Genomic DNA, 26,155 nt, shown 5'->3' on the forward strand with positions numbered 1-26,155 from the left:
GAAGGACCGCCAGCGGCGCTGGCGGTCCTTTTTTGTTGGCTGAAAGCGCGCTACCCCTTTGCCCAAGAAACTCACCAAACGGGGCGGTCGCATGCGTATTTTCGGAATCATCCTGGCCGGGTTGCTGACCCTGGCCGGCATTGCCTTCTTCTACATCATTCCGGTCCGGATCGATGCCGGTCGCAATCTCGTCCTGCCGCATGCGCCCTATGCCATCTCCGCCGAGGCGCAGGCCCTGCATGACGATCTGCGTGTGGCCGACCTGCATTCCGACATGCTGCTCTGGATGCGCGATCCGTCACGCCGCCATGATCGGGGCCATACCGACCTGCCGCGCCTGCGCGAAGGCCGTGTCGCGCTCCAGGTTTTTGCGAGTGTCACCAAGACCCCGTCCTCGATGAATTACGAGGCCAATTCGGCGGATAGTGACAACATCACCCCGCTTGCGATTGCCCAGCGCTGGCCGGTCGACACTTGGGGGTCGATCCGCAATCGCGCGCTCTACCATGCCGATCGCCTGAATCGTCTCGCTGACCGTGATGATGATTTCACCGTGATACGCTCGCGGACCGATCTTGATACTCTTTTGACCGCCCGGGAGTCCCAACCTGATGCCCTGGCGGGCCTGTTGGCGACCGAGGGCGCACATCCTCTGGAAGGGGATTTGGCGAATATTCTCCCCCTGTGGGATGCGGGATATCGCATGGTGGGCCTGCAGCATTTCTTCGACAATGAGCTGGGCGGTTCCTTGCACGGCCTCAGCGGGGCCGGGCTTTCCGAATTCGGCCGTCAGGCTGTGCCGGCTCTCATTGAGCAGGGCTTCATCATCGATGTCGCGCACTCCTCGCCGCAGGTCGTTCGGGATGTCCTCGCGATGACGGACCGGCCGCTCATCGTCTCCCATACCGGCATCCATTCGCACTGTCCGGTGACGCGGAATATTCCGGATGATCTGATGCAAGCCATCGCAGCAGAAGGCGGGTTGATCGGGATCGGTTTCTGGGATGACGTCACATGCGATGACAGTCCCGCCGGTGTCGCTTCCGCCATTCTCGCCGCCATTGATCTGGTCGGCGTGGAGCATGTCGCACTGGGCTCGGACTATGACGGGACTATCACCACGACGTTTGATGCCTCCGAATACGCTGTCCTGACGGACCGCCTACTGGCGGCCGGTTTGGGCGAAGCGGATGTCCGCGCGGTTATGGGCGAAAACCTGATCGAATTCTTCCGCGAGAACCTGCCGGAATAGCGTTTCCTATCAGGTGCCTGGCTGGACATAGGGTACGCTGGCGAACAATTCCCGCTCGGCGCCGCGCGGATCGTTCTCCATGCGCGGCGGCCAGTCGAAGACCAGGGTTTCGCGGTGTTCCATCGTGTAGGGCTGCCAGTCGGGCAGAGCCGTATGCTGGGGTGAGCCTGTGCGCGCCAGGGCGATGAAGGCCTCGCTCAGCAGGGCCGCCATATTGCGAGCCGTTTCGCCATCCCCCGTCAGGCTGCCTTCAACCGCCGTATTGTCAAAAGCCAGTGGGATATCAAACGTGTGCGGCGCATGGGGGTTGCCCCAATCCATCTGGTAGACATAGGCAGGCGCCCCCGCCTTGGCCCGTTCTTCCGCTTCGATCACCGCCGCCCTCCAGGACCGTGCGGCCGTGGTTGCGGTGTAGAACACCTCCTCCGGTGTGCGCTGGGGGTAGAGTTCGCGATAGCGGGCGATCACGGTCTCCGGACGGATGTCCACCCGCATGTTCGGGATCAGCAGTTCCGGCAGGGCTTCCCAGCTGATATTTTCGTAGCGCTCACCGCGCAGGAAGGCGCGGGTTTCGTCATGCGTATTCCCGATGATCATGGGAATGTGCAGGGATTGCGGTGCCGCGTCAGGATAGAAGGGGTGACGTGGCATCACCGCATCATCCTTCACCGGCCCGAAATAGACAGAGCCATAGGGCAGGACCGGATCTGAAGCCGAGAGAGCTTCGACCAGGGCCTCGGCCGGCATGTCCAGAAGCTGGTCCGCAGACGAGTCATCCAGTCCCAGTTCCGCCAGGAAGGCGCGGGTTCGCGCCGTCGCATTGGCCGGACCTGAGGCGGTGACCTGCTGACCGCTCATGCTGGCTGCGCGATGGAACAGGCCTTCAGCCGCCGGTGTCGCCATCAGGCTGGCGATCTTGGCGCCTCCGCCGGATTGCCCGAACACCATGACCCGGTCCGGATCCCCGCCGAAGCGGGCGATGTTCTCGCGCACCCAGTGCAGGGCGAGGATCAGGTCCAGCTGGCCGGCATTGCCGGACTGGGCGAAGTCGGGGCCGAGCAGCCGTTGAAGGTAGAGATAGCCGAAGGCGTTGAGCCGGTGGTTCACCGTAACCACAACGACATCGCCACGTGTCGCCAGACGTGTCCCGTCATAGAGCGGGTGCGAGCCGGACCCGGTCGCATAGGCGCCGCCATGGAAATAGACCATGACCGGCCGGCGGGCCGCCTCTTCCAGTCCCGGTGTCCAGACATTGAGAAACAGGCAGTCTTCGGACTGGTTGGGCTCGCGGCCGCGTTGCGGGCAGGCCGCGCCGTATTCTGTTGCGGGGGCGATGTCCGACCAGGCTTCCGGCCGGCGCGGTGCGCGGAAGCGGGCAGCTGCCGTGTCGGCGCCGTAACGGATACCGAGAAACCGATGGATGCCTTGGCTGATGACGCCGCTGACGAGGCCATGGCTCGTCGAGACCACCGGATCGGTCCGGGTTCGGGCGCCGGCTGTCGATGTGGCCAGTATGGCCGCGCCGGTGCCGGCGAGAAGGGTGCGACGGGTCGGGGTCATCGGATCACTCCTGCATCCTGATTGTCGAGCGCACGTTCGACTTCTGCCAGGGAGGCCATGGAGGCATCACCAGGCGTCGTCATGGCGAGGGCACCGTGAACCGTGCCGTACTCGACCGTGGTGGCGTGGGGTTTGCCGGTCAGAAGCCCGTAGGCAATGCCGGATGCGAAGGCGTCGCCGCCACCGACGCGATCGAAAATGTCCAGCCCGTCATGGGCCCGTGAGGCATGCAGCCGGTCGCCGCCAGCCCAGAGAAAGCCCTGCCAGTCATTGATGTTGGCCGTGTGCGCCTTGCGGGTCGTGGTTGCGATGACTTTCAGATTGGGGAAGTCGGTCCGGACGCTGTCGATTATGTCTCGCGGCGTGCCGGTGACAGCCGGTGTGCCCAGACCATCAGCGCCGAACAGGATGTCGACATGCGCTGCGATGCGCCGGTTGAGTTCGCGGGCCCCGTCCGAACCGCCACGCTCGGCCCACAGGGAAGGCCGGTAGTTGAGGTCATAGGAGACCAGGGTGCCATGCCGATGGGCCGCCTCGATGGCCTCCAGTGTGACGGCGGTCGTGTTGTCCGACAGCGCTGCAAAAATGCCGCCGGTATGGAACCAGCGGACGCCGCACTGACCGAAAATCTGGTCCCAGTCGATTTCGCCGGGCTGGATCTGCGAGGCGGCTGAATGTCCGCGGTCGGAGACGCCCAGGGCCGGGCGAATCCCGAATCCGCGTTCCACGAAGTTCAGCCCGACCCGGGTATTGCGTCCGATCCCGTCAAAATCCCGCCAGATGATGTTGGATGTGTCGACCCCGCCCTGGAGGATAAGGTCCTCGGTCAATGCGCCGATATCATTGCGCGGCAAGGCGGTCGCAATACTGGCCCTCAACCCGAAACATTTTCGCGCCGCTCTCGCCAGATTGTACTCGCCGCCGCCTTCCCAGACCTGGAAATTGCGGGTGTTGCGAATGCGGTTCTCACCCGGATCCAAGCGTAGCATGACCTCGCCCAGGGCGAGGATATCCCATTGGCAATCGGCTTCCGGCCGGAAGGGGAGTGGGGTTTCGCTCATCGTTTCTGGCCTAGAGGGTGACGCCGCCCTTCCAGAGGGCAATTTCGCGTTCGTCATAGAGTTCGTTGCGGGCCCGTCGGCCTGAGGCTGTGTCCAGGATAAGCTGCCAGAGCCGGTCCGCGGCGGCATCCAGACTTTCGCCCGATGCCACCGGCCCGGCATCGAAATCAATCCAGTGCGGCTTGCGTTCAGCGAGGTCGGACTGGGTCGATAGCTTCAGGGTTGGCACCGCTGTGCCCAGCGGCGTGCCCCGGCCGGTCGTGAACAGGACAAGATTGGCGCCGGCCGCGGCCATGGCCGTGGTCGAAACCGCATCATTGCCGGGCGCTTCCAGCAGGGTGACCCCCGTCGTGCGGACCCGCCCGCCATAGGCCAGCACATCCGTCACGCTCGCCGTGCCGGCTTTTTGAACGGCGCCGAGGGATTTCTCTTCCAGCGTGGTAATCCCGCCTTCGATATTGCCCGGCGAGGGATTGGCGTGGACGACTTCGCCATGGTCCAGGAAATAGCGCTTGAACCTGTTCATCATCTGGCCGATGCGCGATTGGACGCCCGGATTGGCAGCCCGCTGCATGAGCAGGTGCTCTGCCCCGAACATTTCCGGCACTTCTGTCAGGATGGCGCTGCCGCCCAAAGCGGTCAGCCGGTCTGTGATGCGGCCAAGCAGCGGGTTGGCTGTCAGCCCGGAGAAAGCATCCGAACCGCCGCATTTCAGGCCGATGACAAGATCGGACACCGGGCAGGCTTCGCGGCGATCCATGTCAGCCATGTGGCTGGCGATGTCGGACACGGCGGTGATGCCCGCGTCCAGCTCATCACCCATGTCCTGGCAGGCAAAAGCGCGGACGCGCAACGGATCCGTGTCCGGCATGGCCTCAAGCAGGTCGCGATACTGGTTGGATTCGCATCCGAGCCCTACAAGCAGGACCCCTCCGGCATTCGGGTTTTGGGCCAATCCGGCGAGGATGGCGCGGGTGTGGGCCAGGTCGTCACCGAGTTGGGAACAACCGAACGGGTGGGTCACAGCATGCACGCCATCCACCCGGCCCCGGACCTGGTTGCCTGCCATGCGGGCGATCCGTTCGGCGATCTTGTTGACGCAGCCGACCGTCGCCACGATCCATATTTCATTGCGGATACCGACCCGGCCATTGAAGCGCCGATATCCCATGAAATGGCTGTCTTCGATCGGTCGTTTGCCGCGAAGAGGTGCTTCCAGCGGGACGGAATAGTCGACCTCGCCGGACAGGGCAGACAGCAGGTTGTGGCTGTGCACATGTTCGCCCGGCCGGATGGCCGAGAGGCTGGCGCCGATGGGAGCACCATACTTGACCACCGCGGCCCCTGCCGGCACCGGCCGCAGGGCGAATTTGTGTCCGCGGGGGATGTCATTGATGACGTGCGGATATCCCGGGCCGGGGGATGTGCCGGCTCTGAGATCTTCCAGCGCCACTCCCACATTGTCGTCGGGGTGAAGCGTGAGGGCCGTCCGAACGGCTGTTTTCTCGGCTACGGTCATGGGGTCTCTTCGTCTGTCTGGCCTTGATGGTAACCGGTGTCATTTTTTCGACAAGTGGGAAAATTCACGCAGACCGCGCGAGCGCGCTAAAAGCATGACAAGCAAGGAAATGTCCTATAGGAGACATTTTTGATGGTAGCGCGAACGGGGGACAGTCGCGGATGTCGGACGAAGAAAATCCGGAGAATTCCGAACCGAAACCGTCCTTGCGTGACGAATTCAGAAACCGCCGTCCCACGATCAATGATGTCGCCCGGCTGACAGGGGTCTCCAAAAAAACCGTCTCGCGGGTGATCAACAAGTCGCCGGCTGTGAAGGAAGACACGCGCGAAGCCATCCTTCGGGTCATGCACGAGATCGGCTATGCGCCGGACCCGCAGGCGCGAGGGCTGGCTTTCCGCCGCTCCTTCCTGGTCGGGATGATCTATGACAATCCGAACCCGCAATATGTGGTCAACATGCAGCAGGGTCTGCTGGACGGGATCCGGGGTACCGGTTTCGAGCTGGTCGTTCACCCCTGTGACCGGGCGAGCGAGACCTTCCTGACCGATCTGCGGAATTTCGTGGAACGCCAGAAGCTCTTCGGTGTGGTCCTCACCCCCTCTGTGTCGGAAGACGAACGCATCCCGCCGGTGCTCCGGGAGATCGGGTGCGAGTTCATCCGCATTGCGTCGGTCTCGCTGGACGAGCCGGAACACATGATCGTCACGCGGGACCATCTGGGCGGTGAAGCGGCCGGTCGCCATCTGGCTGAGCTGGGTCATAAACGGGTGGGCTTCATCTCGGGGCGCCCGACCTTCCGGTCCTCACACGAACGCCGCCGCGGATTCGAGGCGGGTCTCGCAGAGGGCGGCGTATCCCTGGACGAGGCGAATGTCGCTCAGGGCGCCTACACATTCGAGTCCGGCTATGACTGCGCGCGTGAGCTGCTGAGCCGGGCAGACCGCCCGACGGCGATCTTCGCGGCGAATGATGAAATGGCGGCCGGCGTCCTTCAGGCAGCGCGCTCGCTGGACATTCCGGTTCCCTCCCAATTGTCTGTGGTCGGCTATGATAATTTTCAGCTCGCAGAACGGCTCTGGCCGCGTCTGACGACGGTCAATACACCAACCCGGGAAGTGGGGCGTCGGGCCTCGACCAAACTCATCAATCAGCCAGCTACGGCAGATATCGACACGGATGATGACCGTGCCAAGCCCAGCCTGGTCGTGCGGGAAAGTTCTGCGCCGCCTCCGGCTGCTCCCTAGCCTTACCGGATCCATCGACCGCCGGAATTCCTGAACGGGCTGGTTGATGTTCGAAATGACACCGGTTACCTTCCTGGCAGGACAAAGCCAGAAAACGGGCTGATTTCATGCCTGCAACCCCGCAGCTTCACGAAGACCGGTTATTCCCGGCCGACCCGGCTACGCGCGCGATTGCCCGCGCGCTGTACGACCGTGTGAAGTCGCTTCCGATTGTCTCGCCTCATGGCCATACGGATCCGCGCTGGTTTTCCGGGAATGCGGCCTTTGACAATCCGACGGAACTTTTCCTGGCACCGGACCACTATGTGTACCGCATGCTCTACAGCCAGGGGATAAGCCTGGACCGGTTGGGTGTGCCGTCGAAGGCTGGGCGACCCGACACGGACCCCAGGGAAGCCTGGCGCCTGTTTGCGCAGCACTTCTACCTGTTCCGCGGAACGCCCTCCGCGATGTGGATGAACCATGTCCTGGGCGAGGTGTTCGGCATCGAAGCCCGGCTTGACGAGAATTCGGCCGATGCCATCTATGACGAAGTCGACGCGGCCTTGAAGACGGAGGCATTCCGTCCGCGCGCCCTATTTGACCGCTTCAATATCGAGTTGCTGGCGACGACGGAATCACCCGCGGACACGCTGGATCACCACCACACAATCGCGGCGAGCGATTGGAATGGGCGCGTGGTGACGGCCTACCGGCCCGACCCGGTTGTCGATGCCGATCATGAGGATTTCCGGTCTTCCCTTGAACGGTTCGGCGATGTGACCGGAGAGGACACGTTCACCTGGCGCGGCTATCTGGCGGCCCACCGGCAACGCCGGGTCGACTTCATGGCGGCCGGTGCGACGTCGACGGACCATGGGCATCCCACGGCGGCGACCGCTGATCTCGACCCCGGTGCCGCTGAAGCTCTTTTTGATCGGATCGTATCCGGTAATTGTGGTGAGGGTGATGCCGAGTTGTTCCGCGCGCAGATGCTGACCGAGATGGCGGCGATGAGTCTGGAAGACGGTCTGGTCATGCAGATCCACCCCGGCTCCTTCCGCAACCATAATGCTGCGCTCTTCGCAAGCCATGGCCGGGACAAGGGTGCCGACATTCCAAGCCGAACGGATTATGTCCACGCGCTCAAGCCCTTGCTGGATCGTTTCGGCAGCGAAAAGGGTCTCGATATCATCGTCTTCACCCTCGACGAGACCAGCTATTCGCGCGAACTCGCGCCGCTGGCGGGCCACTATCCCGTCCTCAAACTGGGCCCGGCCTGGTGGTTCCATGACAGTCCGGAAGGCATGATGCGCTTTCGCCGGCACACCACCGAGACAGCCGGCTTCTACAACACGGTCGGCTTTAACGACGATACCCGTGCTTTCCTCTCCATCCCGGCCCGCCATGACATGGCGCGGCGGGTGGATTGCGCCTTTCTGGCCGGCCTGGTGGCGGAACATCGCCTCGGCGAGGACGAAGCCGCCGACCTGATCACCGACCTTTCCTATAATCTGGCGAAACGCGCCTACAAGCTCGACGCCCTCAATTGAGACAGGATGCTCCCATGAAGATCGCGCTCATCATTGAAAACAGCCAAGCCGCCAAAAGCGACATTGTTCATGATGCCCTCAAGGCCGTTGCCGAACCCCTCGGTCATGAAGTCTTCCACTACGGCATGTACTCGCCGGAGGACAAAGCCTCGCTGACCTATGTGATGAATGGTTTGCTGGCCGGTCTTCTGATCAATTCCAAGGCTGCGGACTTCGTGGTGACGGGTTGCGGGACGGGGATGGGCTCCAACCTTGCAGCCAATTCCATGCCGGGCGTGTTCTGTGGCCTGATCATTGACCCGACCGATGCCTTCCTGTTTGGTCAGATCAATGCTGGCAACGCCATCTCTATGCCCTATGCCAAGGGATTTGGCTGGGCGGCCGAGCTGAACCTTCAAGATTGCTACCGCAAGATCTTCGAGTTCGAGGCCGGCGCTGGCTACCCCAAGGAACGCGCTGAGATCATGGCGAAGAACCGGGGCATTCTCACGGATCTCAAGGCGGCGTCCTGCCATGACATGCTGACCGTCCTGAAGACGGTCGATCAGGACCTGCTCAAGGCCGCGATCGCGGGCGAGAAATTCCAGGAATATTTCTTTGCCAATTGCCAGGACGAGGCGATCGCCGACTACATCCGCGGCGTGCTGGCCTAACCGGCATTCTACCGACAGAGACGGAGACATTCATGAGCAATCCCTTCAGCCTTGAAGGCAAGGTCGCCCTCGTCACTGGCGGCAATACCGGCTTGGGCCAGGGCATGGCTGTGGCGCTGGCCGAGGCGGGCGCCGATATTGCGGTTGCCGGGCGATCCAGCGCGGCGGAAACCGGCCGGGCTGTTGAGGCGCTGGGGCGCCGCTTCTTTGAGGTGAAGGCCGATTTTTCCGACCCCTCCTGCGTCGAGGGCGTGGTTGCGGAGACCGTCGAGAAGGCCGGGGCCATCGATATCCTGGTCAATAATGCAGGCATCATCCGCCGCAATGACGCGATCGACTTCACCGAGGACGACTGGGACAGCGTCATGGACGTGAACATCAAGTCGGCCTTTTTTCTGTGCCAGGCTGCGGCCAAGCGGATGATCCCGGCCGGAGGCGGCAAGATCATCAACATCGCCTCCATGCTCTCTTTCCAGGGCGGGATCAGGGTGGCGTCCTACACCTCGTCCAAAAGCGCGATTGCCGGCCTGACCAAGCTCTTGGCCAATGAGTGGGCGGCCAAGGGTATCAATGTGAATGCCATCGCCCCGGGCTATTTTGCGACGAATAATACCGCGGCCCTGCAGGCCGACGAAGATCGCAACAAGCAGATCCTCGAACGGATTCCGGCCGGCCGCTGGGGCGACCCGAAGGATTTGGGCGGCGCCGCCGTCTTTCTGGCGTCCTCTGCCGCGGACTATGTCCAGGGTACCGTTCTGGCGGTCGATGGCGGTTGGCTGGCGCGCTAGCCCGTACAGGCTTCTTTCCCTCGTGGCCGGACAGGGTTTGCCTGTCCGGCCCTCTTTTTATGCCGGCATGCGCTTGCCGAAATCCTTGAGAATTTCCCGGGCCGCATTGTGTCCCGGCGCACCGGTGACACCGCCGCCCGGATGGGTTCCGGAGCCGCATTGATAAAGGGCTTTCACGGGAGACCGATGATCGGCATGGCCCAGGACCGGACGGGCCGAAAAGAGCTGGTCCAGACTGAGTGCGCCGTGGAAAATATCGCCCCCGACCAAGCCAAATTTGCGCTCCAGATCCTTGGGGGAATGGATCTGCCGGCCGATGACGAGATCCCTGAAGCCCGGTGCCCAGCGATCGACCGTGTCGATCATCAAATCGGCGACTTCTTCTCTATGATCATCCCAGTCCCGGCCTTCGGGGAGTTCCGGCGCGACATGCTGGCAGAACAGGCTGGCGACATGCTGGCCGGGTGGGGCAAGGCTGTCGTCCAGCGTGGATGGGATCAGCATTTCCACGATGGGTTCGCGTGACCAGCCATCCCGGCGGGAATCCATCCAGGCGCGGTCCATATATTCGAGGCTGGGGGCAATGATGATGCCGGCGGTCAGATGGTCACCGGGTTCGGGCTTGCAGGTGAAACGCGGCAGGCCGGACAGGGCGACATTCATTCGGAAGGTGCCGGAGCCGCAGCGGAAATTGCCGATCCGCTCCCGGAAATCATCCGGCAGGTCTCCGGGATCGACCAGGCTGGAAAAGAGGAGTTTGGGGTTCAGGTTGGACACCACGGCCCGCGCCACGAATTGCCGTCCGTCCTCCAGCTCCACACCGCAGGCTCGGCCTTGTTCCGTCAGGACCTCACGGACGGCCGCTCCGGTCTCCAGCACCACACCGGCTTCCCGGCATGCCGCAGCCATGGCCTGGGTGATCCCCCCCATGCCACCGATCGCATGCCCCCAGGCGCCCTTCTTGCCATTCACCTCGCCGAACAAATGGTGCAGCAGGACATAGGCGCTGCCTGGCGTGTAGGGGCTGGCATAATTGCCGACAATGCTGTCAAAGCCGAACAGGGCCTTGATCGGCGCGCTCTCGAACCAGCCATCCAGCCAATCTCCGGCCGACTTGGAAAACAGGTCGAGCAAATCCCGCTTGGCCGTCAGGGACAGCTTGCCCAGTTTTGATCCGAGGCCGAGTGTTTTGAGAAGCTCGGGCAGGGCGCTGGTCCAGCCGTCTTCCCGCAGATTGGGCGGGGTCTCCAGAACAAGGTTGCGCAGCGTGTCGGCGATGGCCTCCAGGCGCGCCTCATAATCCGGCAGGCGGTCTGCGTCGCGTGCCGAAAAGCGAGCGACTTCCGACCGGGTCAGACCTTCGCCAGCCAGGAGGTAATCATCCTCCAGCGGCAGGAAATTTCCGACCTTTCGCTCAACGACTTTAAGGCCATGCCGCGGAAGGTCGAGATCGGCAATGACTTTGGGGTTGAGCAGGGAGACCGTGTAGGACGCCACAGAATTGCGAAAACCGGGGTGGAACTCCTCTGTGACCGCAGCGCCGCCCAGCACCTCCCGCCGCTCCAGCACGGTCACGGACAGGCCGGCCTTGGCCAGATAGGCGGCACAGACAAGGCCGTTATGGCCTCCGCCGATGATGACGATATCGGTCTTGGCCGACGCGCTGGCCGTGCTTGCTGGGACTGTCATGGCGAACCTGTTGTCTGGGGCCGGTGCGGGACGCGGCTAGTCAGGCGTCGGAACGTAGCCGGACTCGGTGCGGATTTGGGGAACAGGAAGCAGATGCTTCTGGATCTTGCCCGCCGCGGTGCGGGGCAGGCTGTCACACCGGATGAAATGACGGGGCACCTTGTAGGCGGCCAAGCGGTCCCGGCACCAGCGCTCCAGCTGGTCGGTGGGAATCTCCTGCCCGTCATGGCTGACATAGTAGGCACAGCCGACTTCACCCCATTTGTGGTCGTCGACTCCGGCGATGGCGATATCCGCCAGTGCCGGGTGCTGGGCCAGCACATCCTCGATTTCCGCCGGGTACACATTTTCGCCGCCGGAAATATACATCTCCTTGATCCGGCCCACGACATAACCGTGCCCGTCCGCATCGATACGGCCCAAATCCCCGCTTCGAAGCCAGCCGTCATCGGTGAAGAGTTCGGCGGTTTCAGTCGGGCGTTGCCAATAGCCCGGTGTCAGGCCGGGCCCGAAGAACTGGACCTCGCCAATCTCGCCCGTTGGCAGGATTGTGCCATCTGGTGCCGCAATGCGGGCCTGTGACAGAATCTGTGTCTGCCCGACCGATCCGATATGCGAGAGCGCGTGTGCGGGGTCAGCCAGGAAGGCCGTGGGGCCGGTCTCTGTCATGCCGAACCCGTTACACAGGATCGCCCCCCGCTCGGCAAAGGTTTCGACGATCGCGTTGGGCAGGGGCGCACCGCCGCTGGCCCAGTGGCGCACGCGGGTCAGCTCCGCCGCCGCGAAGTCCGGATGCTCGATCAATTCGCGGAAAACCGAAGGCACACCCAAAAGGATGTCGATCTGATCCTGGTTGATCAGGTCCAGCATGCGACCTGCATCGAAACCCGGCATGATGTGAACCTGCCCGCCGGCGATCAGCACCGGAAGCGTGTGCAGATTGATGCCTGCGGTATGAAAGAGGGGCAGGAAGTTGAGGGTGGAGTCCGCTCCGGTCAGGCCGGTGGCCTGGGCGATGTTGACGTAATTCACCAGCGCCATGCGGTAGGTCTGGATCACACCCTTGGGCCGGCCCGTCGTGCCGGATGTGTAGATCAGGTACCAAGTCTCATCGCCTGGCCAGGCTTGGCGCCCGGCATGAGGCTGTGCGGCATCACGGCCCGCCGGGAAGTCCTGTTCCAGGTCGACCAGTTCGATCCCGGTATCCGACAGGGCCTGGCTCGCCAAAGCGAACTCTTCGCCCCCTGCCAGGCACAGCGTGGGCGCGCAATCATCCACCAGATCCCGCAGTTCGCGGGCGGTCATGCGCCAGTTGAACGGGACCAGGATGGCGCCGAGTTTGGCGCATCCGAAGAGAAGCTCGAAAAACTCCACCCGGTTGCGGCAGAACACGCCCACCCGGTCGCCCGGTCGGACACCCCGGCCGGCGAGATAGCCGGCTGTCCGGGCGCCGCGCAGGTCCAGCTGCGCATAGGTCGTCTTGTCGCCGGTCAGGACATCGCGAAATGCGACCTTGTCCGGCGTTAGCTCTGCCCGGCGGGCTGTGATGTCGGTGATGATATCCATCGCCTCACTCAGTCCCGTCCTATTGGTTCAGGCCATGGGCGATCAGGTCTGCCGCGGCGCGGGCGACCTCTTCCGCGCTGCGTTCCTGGTCCCAGATTCCATAGCGCAGGCCGAGGAAGACGCTCATTCCGATCAGGGCCCAGGCCCGGGTCGATTGATCGCCATCGCTGATTTCGCCGCGGGCTGTGGCATCCGACAGATTGCGCTCATAACGCGCGGCGAAACTGTCATAATGGAGGCGGTAGGCGTCCGGTGCGACGAACTGGGACTCCTCGATGATGCGATAGAGATTGGGGTGGGCGCGGGCGAATTCGATATAGGCCAGCAAGCCCAGATATTCCGCGTCCAGACGGTCGGTCGCCGTCTTCACCCGGTCGGCGATCCAGCTTCGGGTCATTTCACCCATATGAGCCACAAGCGCCCGGAATATTTCGTCTTTGGAGTCGAAATAGACGTAGAAAGTCCCCAGGGCGACAGAGGCGCGCCGGGTAATGTCGCCGATGGAAGTGGTGTGGAATCCGTTCTCGCCGAAAGCGCCCTCGGCGGCCTCCAGCAACTTCTTCCGTGTCCTTTCCCCCCGCGCGGTCTTTGGTTTTTTCGACGCCGCGTGTGTTTCAAAAGTTGACATATGATTCAGTTTTCACAAGATTGCCCTCAAAGCAATATGCCACACAAAGGTCGAAAGCAAACGGCCGACAGGGGAGAGATCACGTGCTGCACGTCCGTCAGGACCGAGCATTGAAGCGTGACAGCGCGGGACAGGTCGTCCTGCGTGACGGAACCCCCATGGTTTTTTCCGACACCGGATCCGGGCCCGTCATCCTGGCCGTTCATGGCTGGGCGGCGAGCCGCAGTTTCTTTGCCGATCTGGCAGATCGCCTCGGGGACCGCTACCGGGTGATTGTGCCGGACCTGCGGGCCCACGGGGATACGCCGGCCGGCAGCCTGCCGCTGGATATTGATACGCTGGCCGCTGATCTCGCCGAGCTCATGGACAAGCTGGAGCTGGACCATGTCGTCCTGATCGGCTGGTCGATGGGGGCGATGATTGCCTGGGCAATGATCCGCCAGAGCGGTGTTGCGCGCCTGTCCGGCCTGGTTGTCGAAGACATGACGCCGCGCGTGCTGAACGACACGGACTGGTCGCTCGGCATGGCCAGCGGGTTGAATGCGTCGGGCAGTGCCCGGGCGACGGATCTGATGCGCGCCAACTGGCCGGCCTATGCCGCCGGGTTTGCGCCGCGCCTGTTCGCGTCCGGCAGCACGGATGCCGGACTGGTCCGAGAGACCGCTGAAGAATTGTCGCGCCGGGACGGCGAGGCGATGGCTGTTCTGTGGAGTTCGATGACCTCCCAGGACATGCGACCGGCCCTGGGTGATATGAGCCTGCCCATTCTGGTTGCGCACGGTGCTGAAAGCGCCGCCTACGGACCGGAGACGAGCCGGTATCTCGTCGACACCCTGCCTCAGGCAGACCGCCTAGAGTTTGCCCATTCCGGGCACACGCCGCATCTCGAGCAAGCTGAAGAATTTGCGCATGCGGTCGACCAGTTCGCCTCCCGCATTCTTGCCGGAGCCGAGTACCAACGAAAAATCGAGGGGAGTATCTCACCATGATCCGCAACATGACCAAAGCCGCGCTCCTTCTGAGCACGGTCGCCAGCACGGCCTTTGTCGCTGCTCCGGCCCTGGCCCAGGACGAGGGCGCCGGCCAGACCAATGATGTCATCACCGTCACGGCCCGCCGTCGCGAAGAGACCATCCAGGACGTGCCGATGTCCGTGACCGCCATTTCCGGGGATACCCTGGAAGACATGGGCGCGATCGACATCACCGCGATTGCCGAAACCACGCCGAACGTGACGCTGGAAGTGTCGCGCGGCACCAACTCCACCCTGTCCGCCTTCATCCGTGGCGTCGGCCAGCAGGACCCGGTTGCCGGTTTCGAAGCCGGTGTCGGCATCTATGTCGACGACATCTATCTGAACCGTCCGCAGGCGGCCGTTCTGGACATCTATGATGTCGACCGGATCGAAGTCCTGCGCGGCCCGCAGGGTACGCTCTATGGCCGCAACACGATCGGTGGTGCCGTGAAATACGTCACCCGCCGTCTGGACCCGGATCAGCCGACCTTCAATGCCCGCGTCAACTTCGGCACCTATGGCCAGTTCGACCAGATCGTGTCCGGCTCCATGCCGCTCACCGACACGTTCCGCGTTGGTGGTGCTGTCGCCAACATCCAGCGTGACGGTTTCGGCCAAAACCTGACCACGGGCGAAGAGAATGCCAACAAGGACGTTCTGGGCCTGCGCCTCTCGGCCGAGTGGGAGCCGACCGACAGCCTGTTCTTCCGTCTGTCCTATGACAATGTCCAGGACGACTCCACGCCGCGTGGTGGTCACCGCCTGACCCCGGGTGCCTTCTCCGGCGCTCCGGTTCTGGACAGCGTGTTCGACACCCGCTCCGGCCTGAATGTGGTCGAGCAGGAAGTTGAATCCGAAGGCCTGTCCCTGACGGCCGAATGGCAGATCAACGAGAACTGGACGGTTCGCAACATCCTGTCCGATCGCAATGACACCTCTGTCACGCCGATCGACTTCGACAACCTGCCGTCCGGCGACCTGGATGTTCCGGCCATCTATGAGAACGAGCAGTTCTCCGAGGAATTCCAGCTGCTCTACACGGGTGATCGTCTCAGCGGTGTGATGGGGTATTTCTACCTCGACGCCAATGCTTCGACCGTCTTCGACGTGCTGCTGGAAAACACCGGTACGCTGATCGGTCTGCCGGGCCTGAACGCCCAGACCTTTGGCGATGTCGACACCAAGACCTGGTCCGTCTTTGCCAACTTCACCTATGACCTGACCGATCAGTGGAGCGTCACATTGGGTGGCCGCTACACCGAGGACGAACGCACCTCGCAGGTCCTGCGCCGCACCTATATCGGCGGCTTCTCCGAATTCTTCGGTGGCGCCGGTATCCCGATCGCGACGACGTCGGACTTCAACGGCACGAACTCCTGGGATGATTTCTCCCCGACGGTGACGCTGGCCTGGCAGCCGAACGATCAGCACAATATCTATGCGACGTTCAGCCAGGGCTTCAAAGGCGGCGGTTTCGACCCGCGCGGCCAGACCTCGGCGGCTCCGGACCTGAACGGTTCCGGTGCTGTGGATGCCGATGACATCTTCAACTTCATGGCCTTTGATCCGGAGTCGGTCGACAGCATCGAAATCGGCTGGCGCTTCCAGAGCGGTCGCTACCGTCATGCCCTGGCCTTCTTCAACATGGACTATACCGACATCCAGGTGCCGGGTTCCGTGGGCGTGGACACCAATAATGACGGCGTCAACGACACCTTCACGGGCGTCACGACCAATGCCGGTGCCGCCACCATTCGCGGTATCGAGTATGAAGGCTATCTGGATGCGGTCGACGGCATCTTCCACGAGGATGACAACCTGTCCTTCACCTGGGCCCTGGGTCTGCTGGACGGTCAGTACGACCAGTTCGTCAATGCCTTCGGTGTCGACGTTTCCAGCGATGTCGTGATCCAGAACACGCCGGACGTCACCGCCTCGCTGACGGCGACCTATACCCGCCCAATGGGTGATGGTGACCTGGCCGTGCTCAACACGCTCAGCCACCGTGGCGACTCCAGCCAGTTCGAATTCCCCTTCCCGCTGCTCGACCAGCCGGCCTACACGCTGTGGAACGCCTCCGTGGTCTGGACCAGCTCGGATGATCGTTGGGAATTCGGCCTGCACGGCCGCAACCTGACGGACAAAGAGTACAAGGTCTCCGGCTATGACTTCGTCAATAATGCGACGCTGGCACCGGAACTGGGTCTGGAAGGTACGCTGATCGCCTATTACGGCAATCCGCGCACCGTCACGGCCACGGCAGCCTTCCGCTACTGATCAGCCTTGGGCGCGCCGGCACCTCCCCGGCGCGCCCGAAGCGGCTAAACTGGACCGGCGCTTCACCCGAAGTGCCGGTCTTTTCATGAACACCTCCAGTTCGGGGAACGGAAAATGTCACGCTTTGTTTGGCTCCTGGCCATTGTCCTGATTGTTGCGGCGGGGGCGGCCTGGTTGCTGTTGGGCCGGGCTGGTCCTGATGCGGAACCTGTGGCGGCGATTGAGTCCCCTTATTGGTGGGACGCGGCCGACCAGCTGGTCGATGTGGACGGGGTCACGGCCCGGGTCCGGATCGAGGGTCCGGACGACGCACCGGCCATCGTGCTGGTGCACGGTTTTTCCCACTCCCTGGAAAGCTGGGATGGCTGGGCGGCGGACCTGTCAGCGGATTATCGCGTGATCCGCATGGACCTGCCCGGTCACGGTCTCACCGGACCGGATCCGCAGGCGCGATATTCTGTGCCGCAGACGGTGGATTTCCTGGCCGGTCTGATGGATGCGCTGGAGATTGACCAGGCCTATCTGGCCGGCAATTCGCTCGGCGGTCTGGTGGCCTGGCGCTATGCTGTCGACCATGCGGACCGGGTGCAGGGCCTTGTTCTGGTTTCGCCGGGCGGCTTCTCGATCAATGGGGTCACCGAAGACCCGGTACCGGTCCCCATTGGCGTGAGCTTTTTTCTCACCCAGGCACCGGAAGCCATGGTGGCAGCAGCCACCGGTGCCCTTTATGGCGACTCCACGCGGATGGACCCTTCTGTGCCGACCCGCGTGCACGCCCTGATGCGCCGCGACGGTGTCGGTGAGGCGATGGTGGAGCGGCTGGAAGTCTTCACCCTGCCGGATCCCGAGGCGGATCTTGCCCGGGTGACAGCGCCGACACTGATCCTTTGGGGTGAGCGCGATGCCATGGTTCCGGTGGATCATGCCGCGCAATTCGAGGCGGCCATGCCGGATGCCCAGGTCATTCTCTATCCGGATCTCGGGCATGTCGCACAGGAAGAGGACCCGGCGCGAACGCTGGCCGATGTCCGTAGCTTCCTGTCGGAGAACTAGCCCTTGCGGCGTTCGGCAATCTCGGCCTGAAGGTCTGCCCAGTCCTTCGGGTCGATATCGCTTTCTCGCAGTACGACCACGCCGAGACCATTCGATCCGGCCGGCTGATCGCCGGACAGAAGACGGCCCAGCGCATGGGTGCGGGCCGTTTCCCGGTTCAGGCGCGGCCGGTAGATGACATCGCGGCCGGTCTGGTGCCGCGAGACGGCGCCCTTGTTGCGCAGGCCGCGCAGCAGGTTCAGCAGCTCACCGGCCGGGCGCTGGGTGGCCATGGCCAGCTCACCCACAGACGCACCGCCGCGATCCCACAGGATGCGCATGGCGTGGTTCTCGTCTTCGGTGAGTGATTGATGTGCCGATTTCTCTGCCATCTTTCCAGCCTTGTCCCGATCGCCTCGTTTTGCAACAGACGTCCTGTTGTTAACGTCTCGTTTGCAATTGCCGCGCCGACCGGAACGGGCCCACCGGGTCAGGCTGTCCGGGGCAGGAGGCGCGGGTTTCTCAACAGGATCGCTGAAACGAGGCTGACCAGGACGCCGACCGGGAAAATCTCGGCAAAGGTCATGGGCATGCGGAACCACCAATTGGCATAGAGGTCGGCAAAGCCCTGCATCGAGGCCTGGAAGGCGGCGATGTCAGCATCGCTGGCGCCGGCGGCGCGCTGGGCCTCGATCTGACCGGCCATGTAGGCCTCCATGAAGGCTCCGCCGGACAGGTTGAAATAGGCCTCCCAGGTGATCGTGTAGAACACGCCCGCCAAGGCTGCGACGCAAAGGCCGAGCGCCAGCGCCGGCCAGAATTTGATCGCGCCGCCCAGATTGATGTCGCGATGCCGTTTGATCGCCAGGAAGATGAACGCCAGGGCCAGCAACATGGTCAGATAGCCAAAGGCCTCTGACGCGCCGCCATGCTCACCGCTGAGCAGGGTGAAGCCCAGGACCATGAGGGCGGATACGATCAGTCCGGACAGGCTGCCGAAAATCAGGATGATACGGGTCATGGTGTGTGCCTTTCGTTTTGAGACGGCTCACAGAGGGGTGTCCGGGTGCAGGTCTGTCGTCACCCGGTCGGGTGATTTTCGTGAAATCACAGATGTTCGCCGCGATCAGGCGGACGGGTCTTTTCGAACGAGCCGGAGGCCGGAATCAGGCGGAGCAGGCGGGCCTGCTCGATGGCTTCGATCCGGCCTGACACGCCCAGCTTGTTGTAGAGGCGGGCTGTGTGGGTCTTCACCGTGTTGGCGGAAACACCCAGACTTTCCGCGATTGTCTTGTTGGATCCGCCGCTGACCAGGGCCTCCAGAACCGTCAATTCACGTGGGGTGATGCCCAGGGACGACAGGGCCGCCTCATTCCGGATGAAAGGTGTGGCCGGTGCGCGCCGGGTCAAATGGAAGCCGAGCCAGATGCCCAATCCGGCAAATCCGACCGCCAGCAGTCCGGCAAAGACCTCCACGCCCATCCGGCGGCTCCAGAGCCGGTATTCCAGCCATTCCAGCAGGAAAACACTGACGGCCAGAACCAGGGCAAAGCCGGTGATCGTGATCCAGCCTGAACGGGTCATGGTTCCGGGTCGGACAGGGCCGGAAGGATATCCAGGACTGCCTGTGCCCGCTCCAAAGTGCCGCGATGCCAGTACAGATTCACCTGGTTGACCCTTTGCGTCAGACGGGCCGCAGTAAACGTGTCGGGCGAGCGGCGGATTTCCGCGATGGCGGCTTCCAGATGGGGTGGCAGGGCTGCGGTATCCTCAAGGGAAAAGGACTGGGCCTGTACCAGAATGCCGGCATTGTCGGTGATCAGGCGGGCCAGGGACGCATAGGCCAGCTCCTGTCGGCGCACCTGTTCATCGAATTCCACCAGAGCAGTGCGCAGACTTTCCGACCGGATCAGCCGCATCTCGCCGGACGCCAGCAGCTCGGCATAGGTGGCGGACCGCCCCAGGGGCACCGGTGTGCCGACCGCTTGGCTCAGGCTCGTGAAGAAGGCCTCGGTATCGCTGCCCTCCGGTGCCTCCTGCAGGAGGCGGGCAAAGGTGTCGCCCGCTATGATCCGGGCTTCCAGTTGGTCAATCGTCAGGGCCGTTTGCTGGGTGATGTCCGTGAAGTCTGCTTGCAGGCGCTGCACGATCAGGGCTTCGCGTTCCCGGTCCTGTCGGGCTTCATTCCAGGCGGACACCTGAAAGCCGATGACCACACCGGCCAGCACGATCAGGAATTCCAGCGCTACGGCAAACCAGTTCTGTTCGCGAATGGCGTGGGACAGGCGGGAGAGGATCATGGTGCGGTCTCCATCTCTTCATGCGACAGGCCAAGCTCGGCATCGATCGCGTCATGGAGATTGTTGAGGGACTCGTCGATGAAGTCATAGACGAAGCTGCGTTGGGTCCGGACCGCCCCGTAATTGCGCATCATGCTGGCCCGGAATTCCGGGGAGGCGCGCATGGCGTCGAGATCGCAGACCGCTCGCCGGTCCCAGCCATCATCATCATCCGGATCTGCTATCAGTTCGTGCCAGATCAGGGTCGGAAATCTCATGGCCAGGTCATCGGCCCGGGCAACCTCCTGGCGGGTCCACTCCCGGACAGACTGGCGGCGGGCCACAAGCCGCATCATGGAAGCGCGGACATCCTCATTCTCGATGGCGGCCAGGGCGCCGGTGTCGATGATCTCGCCGAGAGTCGGAATTTCGTCCGGCGCCATGTTGAGATCGCCGGATTGGGCCAAGGCGTTGCATTGCGCAGATGTCAAAGCCTCCGCGGCGACATCGCCCGTGATGATGGGGCGGGCCTCGATCAGGGCTTGTTCCCGCGCATAGACATTGGGCCGCGACAGGCTGCGAGCCCCCATGATGTTGCGGATTTCCAGGTCGATGCGGGCCAGGGCGTCATAGGCGTGGGCCCGTTCAGCGCGCGCTTGCCCGGCCTGGCTGATCTGGAAACCGATGACGACACCCAGAATGACGATCACGAATTCGATGCCGACGGCGAGCCAGTTCTGGTCAGCCAGCGCCTTGCGGATGCGGGAGAGGATCATTCGGTATCTCCCGTGTCACAGGCACGCCCGGTTTCCTCGGACAGGCGATGGCAGAGCTCGACCGTGTGGGCCTCCAGCTGGACGACATAATGGGCAAAAATGGCCTGCATGCGGGCGATCTGGACGAGGGCGCTGACCAGGGACGGGTCGGAACGGAGCCGCTCCAGGTCGACCTCGACCCGTGTAACACGCGGATCCTCGGTGGGCAGGTGCACGATGAAACGGCTCAGACGGTCCGTGAACTCGGTCAACCCTCTGCGGAAGCTGTCATGCTGGCTTTCGATCCAGCCTACCCGGCCCTGATAGCGTGTGAGCTCGATGATAAGGCCGGGATCGGAGATCAGGGCCAGATCACCAGCCTGTTCCAGCGCCGCATACGTATTCTGGCGGATCGGTGGCAGGGAGAAATACATGAGTTGGGCGATAGCGCGATCGAAGCTGTCCCGGTCTTCCTCGGCCAGCTCGCCGGTCGTGGCGACCCGGACCATCAGGGTCCGCTCGGCCTGTCGTTCCGCGTCCGCTTCGATCCGCCCGCGCAGGGCCTGGATGGTCTGCTCGCTCTCGAGCTGGAGTTGGGCCAGCGCCTGGCCCACCCGGGCATCATCCTGCCGCCGCTCATTCCAGGCCGTGACCTGGAAGGCCAGCATGACGCCGGCGACCACGATCACAAACTCGATCCCGACCGACAGCCAGTTCTGGTCGGTCAGCGCCTTGCGGATGCGGGAGAGGATCATTCCGCGTCTCCATCGAGGGTGTCGCAATCCAGCTCGTCGGGCACGTCCAGTCCCAGCTCTGTCCCGACGGCGACCCGCAGATTGTCGGCGACATCGGCCATGTCGCCCAGCCAAGCCTTGTTGGCGTCGGTGATGCGCAGGGCGTGGCCAAGCGAATTGAGGAAGACATCATCATCGGCCAGGGCCTCGAAATCATAGGTGATGCGATAGACTGAACCGGGCGAAGGGCGCAGGCGCGAATGCACCTCGTTCAGGAAAGTTCCCTGAGCGTTCACAAGTATCTGGATATATTCATCATAGGATGTCAGCTCGGCATCCGTTTCGGCAATCTGGGCCCGCAAGGTCTCATTGGTGATGATATTGGCGCGGCCACCATTGATCAGCTCGTTCAGGGTTGCCCGGAACGGTGAGCCGGTCTGGACGCGGGTGGAAGCAACCAGTTCGAACCCGCTGTCCGTCACGGCATCCGGGTCGCGCGAAAGCAGCGCGTTGAGGGTTGTCTGTGCCCGGCCATTCCATTCGGCAACATTGTCGCGCTCCCGCTGAATGCGGCAGACGGACAATTGCATGTCCCTGTAGAGGCGCGACAGATAGATCTGCTCGGTCTCGCGTTCCGTGCGCTCCTCATTCCAGGACGTCACCTGAAAGCCGATCACGACACCGAGAATGACGATGATGAATTCGATACCGACGGCGAACCAGTTCTGCTCGCGGATGGCCTTGCTGAGACGGGCGAGGATCATTCGGCGGCCTCCTCTGCGGCGTCAGCCTCCGGCGTGTCGCCCAATACGTGGGAAATCTCGCCAATCAGGGCGTCAACGCGCGTGTCATGAGCTTGCACCACATAGCGGAAATACAATTCATACCGCCAGGCATTCTCCGAGAACGCGTTGAGGAAAGCGCGATTGCTGCGCATGGCGGCCAGATCGCATTCGCTGGTCGGATAGATGTTGCCGTCCTCCTCATCGATGTGCGCTGTTTGGGGCAACAGCTCCGGAAAGGCGGTCGGCAAATTGACCGATCCGCGCACATGCCAGTCGACCAAGCGCGGCACACCTTCACGGAAATGGACGTACTCTGCGATGGCGAGACGCAGGGTTTCGTCGGAAATGAGATTGAGGCCCTGCGCATCGTTCAGCAATTCCTGCAGGGCCGGCAGGGCGGAAGACGCCGAGGCGTCGGAATAATAGCTTGCCGTTTGAATCGCGTTGCATTGCCGCGCGGTCAGTTCGACCTCGGCGTCGCTGAAAACAATGCCGACGGTTTCGCGCAGCGAGGCCAGCCGAAAGGCGTTGTTTCGGCTTTGCTGGCGCTCGGCCTGGTCCACGGCCAGCTCGTCGCGCAGGCGGTCCAGGATGGCGAATTCCCTTTCCTCGGCGACACGCCCGGAATTCCAGACCGTGACCTGAAAACCGATCACGACGCCCAGGATGACGATCACAAACTCTATGCCGACGGCGAGCCAGTTCTGGTCCTTCAGGGCTTTGGCAATGCGGGACAGGATCATTCGGTGGCCTCCGTTTCGCCCCGGTGCGGGTGGCCGGTCTCCAGACCCAGGGCTTCATCGACTTCGGCATGCAGCCGGTCCAGATGCATATCCACGAAGCCGAGCGGGAAGGACACGAAATCCGTCAGGCCGCGTGTGTTCAGGACGATGTCGGCGAGGAAGGCCGGGTCGGCGCGCATACTGTCCAGATTGCACTCGATCCTTACGCTCTCCCGCCCATCCGGCCGGGTCTCGAGTGAAAGTTCGAAATGCTCCGGGTGGGCGCTCATCAGCGAGACCTGGGCCTCGAACAGGTTCTGGCGGACGCTGCGGGCAAAATCGCGCAATTGCAGGGTGGAGAGGGCCTGCTCCCGCACGCCGTCATCGCGGATCAGGTCCATGCGCCCGGTCGCGATGAGCTCCTCGATCGTGGGCAGGGAATCCGGCGGCTGGTCGAAATCATGTGAGGCGGCCAGGGCTGCGCAGATCTCAGGCTCCAGTCCGGCCGAGGGTGTTTCGCTCAGCAAGGCGCGACGCGCAATCAGGACACGTTCCAGCAGCCCCCCATAGGCGGGACTGAGTTGATCCCTGCCCTCTGCCAGGACCAGAAGATCATTGTGCAGCCTGTGCAGGAGCTCGGTTTCGCCCCGCCGGTCTGCCTGGACCTGGTTCCAGCTGCTGATCTGGAAGCCGATCACGACGCCCAGGATGACGATGACGAATTCGATCGCGACAGCGAGCCAGTTCTGCTCGCGCAGGGCCAGGGTGATACGGGACAGGATCATTCGAATGTCCGTTCCGGTGGGTTGCAGGGCGTGCCGGTCAGGCGGCTCGTCTCGGCGCACACGGCGCGGGCCGCTAGAAGTGTTTCCTGCCACCAGCCGCCCATCGCGCGCATGCTGTTGTTTCCATAGAGGAGGCGTTCGATGAAGGCGTCATCCTCGGCGGCTTGCTGCCAGTCGATCACGTGGCGGCGCTCGCGCGGTGTGCCGGGCGCATACTGCATCCGAACCGCGCTGAAGGAGGATATTCTTCCCTCGCCGATGGCACCGTTGCGCAGATAATCGATCTGACCCTGCAGGAAGAGCGCCTGGGACTGATAGGCGCCAAGCGTATCGCGGAAGGCCTCATCGCCCAGGCTGGACAACATGCCGGAACTGATAATCTCGGTGTAGACGCCTTGCTGGGGCGCATAGGCCGGAAAGAGTGAGACGCTTGTAATGGCATCGATCATCCGCTCCTCGTCCATCCCCTCGAAATCGCGTGCGAGCAAACGCTCGATGGCTTCGGTGCGTGCGGCGTTCTGGACTTCATAGAGTTCTGTCATCCGGTCGAGCAGGCCAACCGTGGCTTCCATTTCGCGGTGGAGGCGTGCCAACGCGATCTCGCGCCGCTCGGACTCGGCACGGTTTTCAGCCCATTGGGTCACCTGGAAACCGATCACAACACCGGCAATGACGATGATGAACTCCAGGCTGACGGCGAGCCAGTTCTGGTCCTTTAGGGCCTTGCGGATACGGGGCAGGATCATTCGGCGCCCCTCTCGTCTATGGCCTCAAGCAGCTCCTGCGTTGCGGTTTCCAGCCACTGATTTGTCAGCCAGAGAAACTCGAGGTTGAGCGCGAACAAGGCTAGATGGTCCGCGAATTCCGGGTCCTGCGACAGCGCGCGCCAGTCGGTTTCGAAGCGTACTGGGACAGGCTCGACCAACCCGATCTCCGGAAAGGCCCGGACTATCGCCTCAATCGACAGGTGCTCGAATTTGCTGCCGGTATTGGTCTGCTCGATCATGGCTTCGATATTGATCTCCGTGTCTCTCAAGACCCGAATGAAACGCCGCCATTCGACGAGGGCGGATTCCAGCTCGGTGCCGCTGATCAGCTGGCGCCCGTCCATGCCCTCAAGCCGCTCAATTGCGAAGGACTCGACGTCGAGTTCAGGATGGCTGAAGGCGTAGAGAGCCAGCCCGTCCAGTCGGGTTGTGTCTGTCTCTTCGTTAAACTCGGCGAGTTGGACGCGCAGCTCCCTGAGATTGGCGTTACTTGTCTCAAGCGTTTCCAGATTGGTGCGGATGCGCTCCAAATTTATGCGCATCTCCGCCTCGACCAGTTCGATCTGCGCGACGACACGCGCACGCTCGGCCTGTTGCTGGCTCATCAGCGAGAACTGGAAGGCGAGCAGGACACCCGCAACCACGATGACGAATTCAAGCGCAACGGCGAACCAGTTCTGTTGGCGCACGGCGCGGGAAAGGCGGGACAGGATCACAGCAGGCTCTCCGGCAGGTCGCACTCGAGTGCGCCGGTCTCTTCACTGATCGCCTCGGCCAGGACTCCGCGCAGCTCATCCGCGGCTTCGGCCATATTGTTCAGCCAGACACGATTGACATGCGTGACACGCAGGGCATGGCCCAGCGCATTCAGGAATTCCTGGTCATCGGCGAGGGTTTGGAAGTCATAAGTGACGGCGTAGACCTCGCCCGGCACGGGCTCCAGCCGGTTCTGAACGTCACGCAGAAAGCTGTCCTGGGCGCTGACGAGGACCTGGATCAATTCTTCCATCGACGCGAAATAGGCGTCGGCCTCGGCGATCTGTGCCCGCAACTGGCTGTCAGCGATCAGATTCATCTGCCCGCCATTGACCAGTTCATTCAGGGTGGCGCGGCTGAGCGAGCTGGTCCGGATCCGGGTCGAGGCGATCAGCTCGAATCCGCCCTCTTCGACGGCCTCGGGATTATCGGTCAAGAACGCGTCCAACGTCTGCCGTGCGCGGCGATGCCAGTCATTCGTGACATGGGCGTCCAGCTGAAGCGCACAGGTCGATTGCACCATGTCCTGGTGAAGGCGGGCCAGATAGGTGCGCTCGCTCTCGCGATCGGCCTGTCCGGCACGCCATTCGGTGATCTGGAAACCGATGACGACACCGAGAATGACGATGACAAACTCGATCGCGACGGCGAGCCAGTTCTGCTCGCGCAAGGCCTTGGTGATACGGGCCAGAATCATCAAATACCGCCTCCCCAGCCGGTTGAGTGACACTCTTCAATAAAACGGCAAGTGGT

General features: G+C 62.8%; 26 protein-coding genes. 8 read left to right on the top strand and 18 right to left on the bottom strand.

Annotated elements, in window-relative coordinates; genetic code table 11:
* Nucleotides 1–91: 91 nt before the first annotated feature.
* A complete protein-coding gene (locus I0K07_RS03505; RefSeq protein ID WP_203291358.1) occupies nt 92–1,252 on the top strand; it encodes a dipeptidase in 1,161 nt (386 codons plus the stop codon).
* Nucleotides 1,253–1,261: 9 nt separating this feature from the next.
* Here I0K07_RS03505 and I0K07_RS03510 read toward each other — a convergent pair whose 3' ends face one another.
* From I0K07_RS03510 to I0K07_RS03520, 3 genes are read right to left on the bottom strand one after another with little or no spacing between them, the layout of a single operon-like run.
* The gene (locus tag I0K07_RS03510; RefSeq protein WP_203291360.1) at nt 1,262–2,812 is read right to left on the bottom strand and encodes a carboxylesterase/lipase family protein; all 1,551 of its coding nucleotides are present in this window, start codon (nt 2,810–2,812) and stop codon (nt 1,262–1,264) included.
* A complete protein-coding gene (locus I0K07_RS03515; RefSeq protein WP_203291362.1) occupies nt 2,809–3,873 on the bottom strand; it encodes a sugar kinase in 1,065 nt (354 codons plus the stop codon). The genes I0K07_RS03510 and I0K07_RS03515 overlap by 4 nt, the downstream gene beginning before the upstream one ends.
* A gap of 10 nt (nt 3,874–3,883) precedes the next feature.
* Nucleotides 3,884–5,392, bottom strand: a complete 1,509-nt coding sequence (locus tag I0K07_RS03520) for a UxaA family hydrolase (protein WP_203291363.1) — start codon at nt 5,390–5,392, stop codon at nt 3,884–3,886.
* Between the two features lie 161 nt (nt 5,393–5,553).
* Between I0K07_RS03520 and I0K07_RS03525 the strand changes: the two genes are divergently transcribed.
* The 4 genes from I0K07_RS03525 (at nt 5,554) to kduD (ending at nt 9,612) form a co-directional block, all read left to right on the top strand.
* A complete protein-coding gene (locus I0K07_RS03525) occupies nt 5,554–6,639 on the top strand; it encodes a LacI family DNA-binding transcriptional regulator (RefSeq protein WP_203291365.1) in 1,086 nt (361 codons plus the stop codon).
* Between the two features lie 107 nt (nt 6,640–6,746).
* Entirely contained in the window at nt 6,747–8,171 is a 1,425-nt protein-coding gene (gene uxaC, locus I0K07_RS03530; RefSeq protein ID WP_203291375.1) for a glucuronate isomerase, read from the top strand.
* Between the two features lie 14 nt (nt 8,172–8,185).
* Nucleotides 8,186–8,824, top strand: coding sequence for an RpiB/LacA/LacB family sugar-phosphate isomerase (locus I0K07_RS03535; protein WP_203291377.1), 639 nt, complete (start codon nt 8,186–8,188; stop codon nt 8,822–8,824).
* A gap of 32 nt (nt 8,825–8,856) precedes the next feature.
* On the top strand, nt 8,857–9,612 hold the full coding sequence (gene kduD, locus I0K07_RS03540) for a 2-dehydro-3-deoxy-D-gluconate 5-dehydrogenase KduD (protein ID WP_203291379.1): 756 nt from the start codon (nt 8,857–8,859) through the stop codon (nt 9,610–9,612).
* A gap of 57 nt (nt 9,613–9,669) precedes the next feature.
* Here kduD and I0K07_RS03545 read toward each other — a convergent pair whose 3' ends face one another.
* From I0K07_RS03545 to I0K07_RS03555, 3 genes are read right to left on the bottom strand one after another with little or no spacing between them, the layout of a single operon-like run.
* The gene (locus tag I0K07_RS03545; RefSeq protein ID WP_203291381.1) at nt 9,670–11,301 is read right to left on the bottom strand and encodes a phytoene desaturase family protein; all 1,632 of its coding nucleotides are present in this window, start codon (nt 11,299–11,301) and stop codon (nt 9,670–9,672) included.
* A 36-nt stretch (nt 11,302–11,337) separates the two neighbouring features.
* A complete protein-coding gene (locus tag I0K07_RS03550; RefSeq protein WP_203291383.1) occupies nt 11,338–12,867 on the bottom strand; it encodes a class I adenylate-forming enzyme family protein in 1,530 nt (509 codons plus the stop codon).
* A 19-nt stretch (nt 12,868–12,886) separates the two neighbouring features.
* On the bottom strand, nt 12,887–13,423 hold the full coding sequence (locus I0K07_RS03555) for a TetR/AcrR family transcriptional regulator (protein ID WP_238934390.1): 537 nt from the start codon (nt 13,421–13,423) through the stop codon (nt 12,887–12,889).
* A gap of 155 nt (nt 13,424–13,578) precedes the next feature.
* Between I0K07_RS03555 and I0K07_RS03560 the strand changes: the two genes are divergently transcribed.
* The 3 genes from I0K07_RS03560 to I0K07_RS03570 all read left to right on the top strand — a co-directional run bounded on the left by I0K07_RS03560 (nt 13,579) and on the right by I0K07_RS03570 (nt 17,840).
* Nucleotides 13,579–14,484 (top strand): alpha/beta fold hydrolase, encoded by a 906-nt coding sequence (locus tag I0K07_RS03560; protein ID WP_203291388.1) that lies wholly within the window; start codon nt 13,579–13,581, stop codon nt 14,482–14,484.
* Nucleotides 14,481–16,787 (top strand): TonB-dependent receptor, encoded by a 2,307-nt coding sequence (locus tag I0K07_RS03565; RefSeq protein ID WP_203291390.1) that lies wholly within the window; start codon nt 14,481–14,483, stop codon nt 16,785–16,787. The genes I0K07_RS03560 and I0K07_RS03565 overlap by 4 nt, the downstream gene beginning before the upstream one ends.
* A 114-nt stretch (nt 16,788–16,901) precedes the next feature.
* Nucleotides 16,902–17,840 carry an alpha/beta fold hydrolase gene (locus tag I0K07_RS03570; RefSeq protein WP_203291392.1) on the top strand — a complete coding sequence of 313 codons (939 nt, stop codon included), beginning with the start codon at nt 16,902–16,904 and terminating at the stop codon, nt 17,838–17,840.
* On the opposite strand, the gene I0K07_RS03575 is transcribed toward I0K07_RS03570, so the two are convergent.
* From I0K07_RS03575 to I0K07_RS03630, 12 genes are all read right to left on the bottom strand, one after another.
* Nucleotides 17,837–18,211: a BlaI/MecI/CopY family transcriptional regulator gene (locus tag I0K07_RS03575; RefSeq protein ID WP_203291394.1), complete on the bottom strand. Its 375-nt coding sequence runs from the start codon at nt 18,209–18,211 to the stop codon at nt 17,837–17,839. The genes I0K07_RS03570 and I0K07_RS03575 overlap by 4 nt on opposite strands.
* Nucleotides 18,212–18,309: 98 nt before the next feature.
* Entirely contained in the window at nt 18,310–18,840 is a 531-nt protein-coding gene (locus I0K07_RS03580) for a DUF4199 domain-containing protein (RefSeq protein WP_203291396.1), read from the bottom strand.
* An 86-nt stretch (nt 18,841–18,926) separates the two neighbouring features.
* A complete protein-coding gene (locus I0K07_RS03585) occupies nt 18,927–19,403 on the bottom strand; it encodes a helix-turn-helix transcriptional regulator (protein ID WP_203291398.1) in 477 nt (158 codons plus the stop codon).
* Entirely contained in the window at nt 19,400–20,119 is a 720-nt protein-coding gene (locus tag I0K07_RS03590; RefSeq protein ID WP_203291422.1) for a hypothetical protein, read from the bottom strand. The genes I0K07_RS03585 and I0K07_RS03590 overlap by 4 nt, the downstream gene beginning before the upstream one ends.
* Nucleotides 20,116–20,874 carry a hypothetical protein gene (locus I0K07_RS03595; protein ID WP_203291424.1) on the bottom strand — a complete coding sequence of 253 codons (759 nt, stop codon included), beginning with the start codon at nt 20,872–20,874 and terminating at the stop codon, nt 20,116–20,118. Before I0K07_RS03595 ends, I0K07_RS03590 begins: the two co-directional genes overlap by 4 nt.
* Complete coding sequence (locus I0K07_RS03600; RefSeq protein WP_203291425.1) at nt 20,871–21,608, bottom strand: hypothetical protein; 738 nt, start codon at nt 21,606–21,608, stop codon at nt 20,871–20,873. Before I0K07_RS03600 ends, I0K07_RS03595 begins: the two co-directional genes overlap by 4 nt.
* Complete coding sequence (locus I0K07_RS03605; protein WP_203291426.1) at nt 21,605–22,351, bottom strand: hypothetical protein; 747 nt, start codon at nt 22,349–22,351, stop codon at nt 21,605–21,607. The genes I0K07_RS03600 and I0K07_RS03605 overlap by 4 nt, the downstream gene beginning before the upstream one ends.
* Nucleotides 22,348–23,115 carry a hypothetical protein gene (locus I0K07_RS03610; protein WP_203291427.1) on the bottom strand — a complete coding sequence of 256 codons (768 nt, stop codon included), beginning with the start codon at nt 23,113–23,115 and terminating at the stop codon, nt 22,348–22,350. Before I0K07_RS03610 ends, I0K07_RS03605 begins: the two co-directional genes overlap by 4 nt.
* On the bottom strand, nt 23,112–23,879 hold the full coding sequence (locus tag I0K07_RS03615) for a hypothetical protein (RefSeq protein WP_203291428.1): 768 nt from the start codon (nt 23,877–23,879) through the stop codon (nt 23,112–23,114). The genes I0K07_RS03610 and I0K07_RS03615 overlap by 4 nt, the downstream gene beginning before the upstream one ends.
* Nucleotides 23,876–24,625 carry a DUF6090 family protein gene (locus I0K07_RS03620; protein WP_203291429.1) on the bottom strand — a complete coding sequence of 250 codons (750 nt, stop codon included), beginning with the start codon at nt 24,623–24,625 and terminating at the stop codon, nt 23,876–23,878. Before I0K07_RS03620 ends, I0K07_RS03615 begins: the two co-directional genes overlap by 4 nt.
* Nucleotides 24,622–25,362 carry a hypothetical protein gene (locus I0K07_RS03625; protein WP_203291430.1) on the bottom strand — a complete coding sequence of 247 codons (741 nt, stop codon included), beginning with the start codon at nt 25,360–25,362 and terminating at the stop codon, nt 24,622–24,624. Before I0K07_RS03625 ends, I0K07_RS03620 begins: the two co-directional genes overlap by 4 nt.
* Nucleotides 25,359–26,099 carry a hypothetical protein gene (locus I0K07_RS03630; protein ID WP_203291431.1) on the bottom strand — a complete coding sequence of 247 codons (741 nt, stop codon included), beginning with the start codon at nt 26,097–26,099 and terminating at the stop codon, nt 25,359–25,361. Before I0K07_RS03630 ends, I0K07_RS03625 begins: the two co-directional genes overlap by 4 nt.
* Nucleotides 26,100–26,155: the final 56 nt, after the last annotated feature.

The organism is Maricaulis parjimensis, from assembly GCF_016817355.1.
Taxonomy (GTDB): Bacteria; Pseudomonadota; Alphaproteobacteria; order Caulobacterales; family Maricaulaceae; genus Maricaulis; species Maricaulis parjimensis.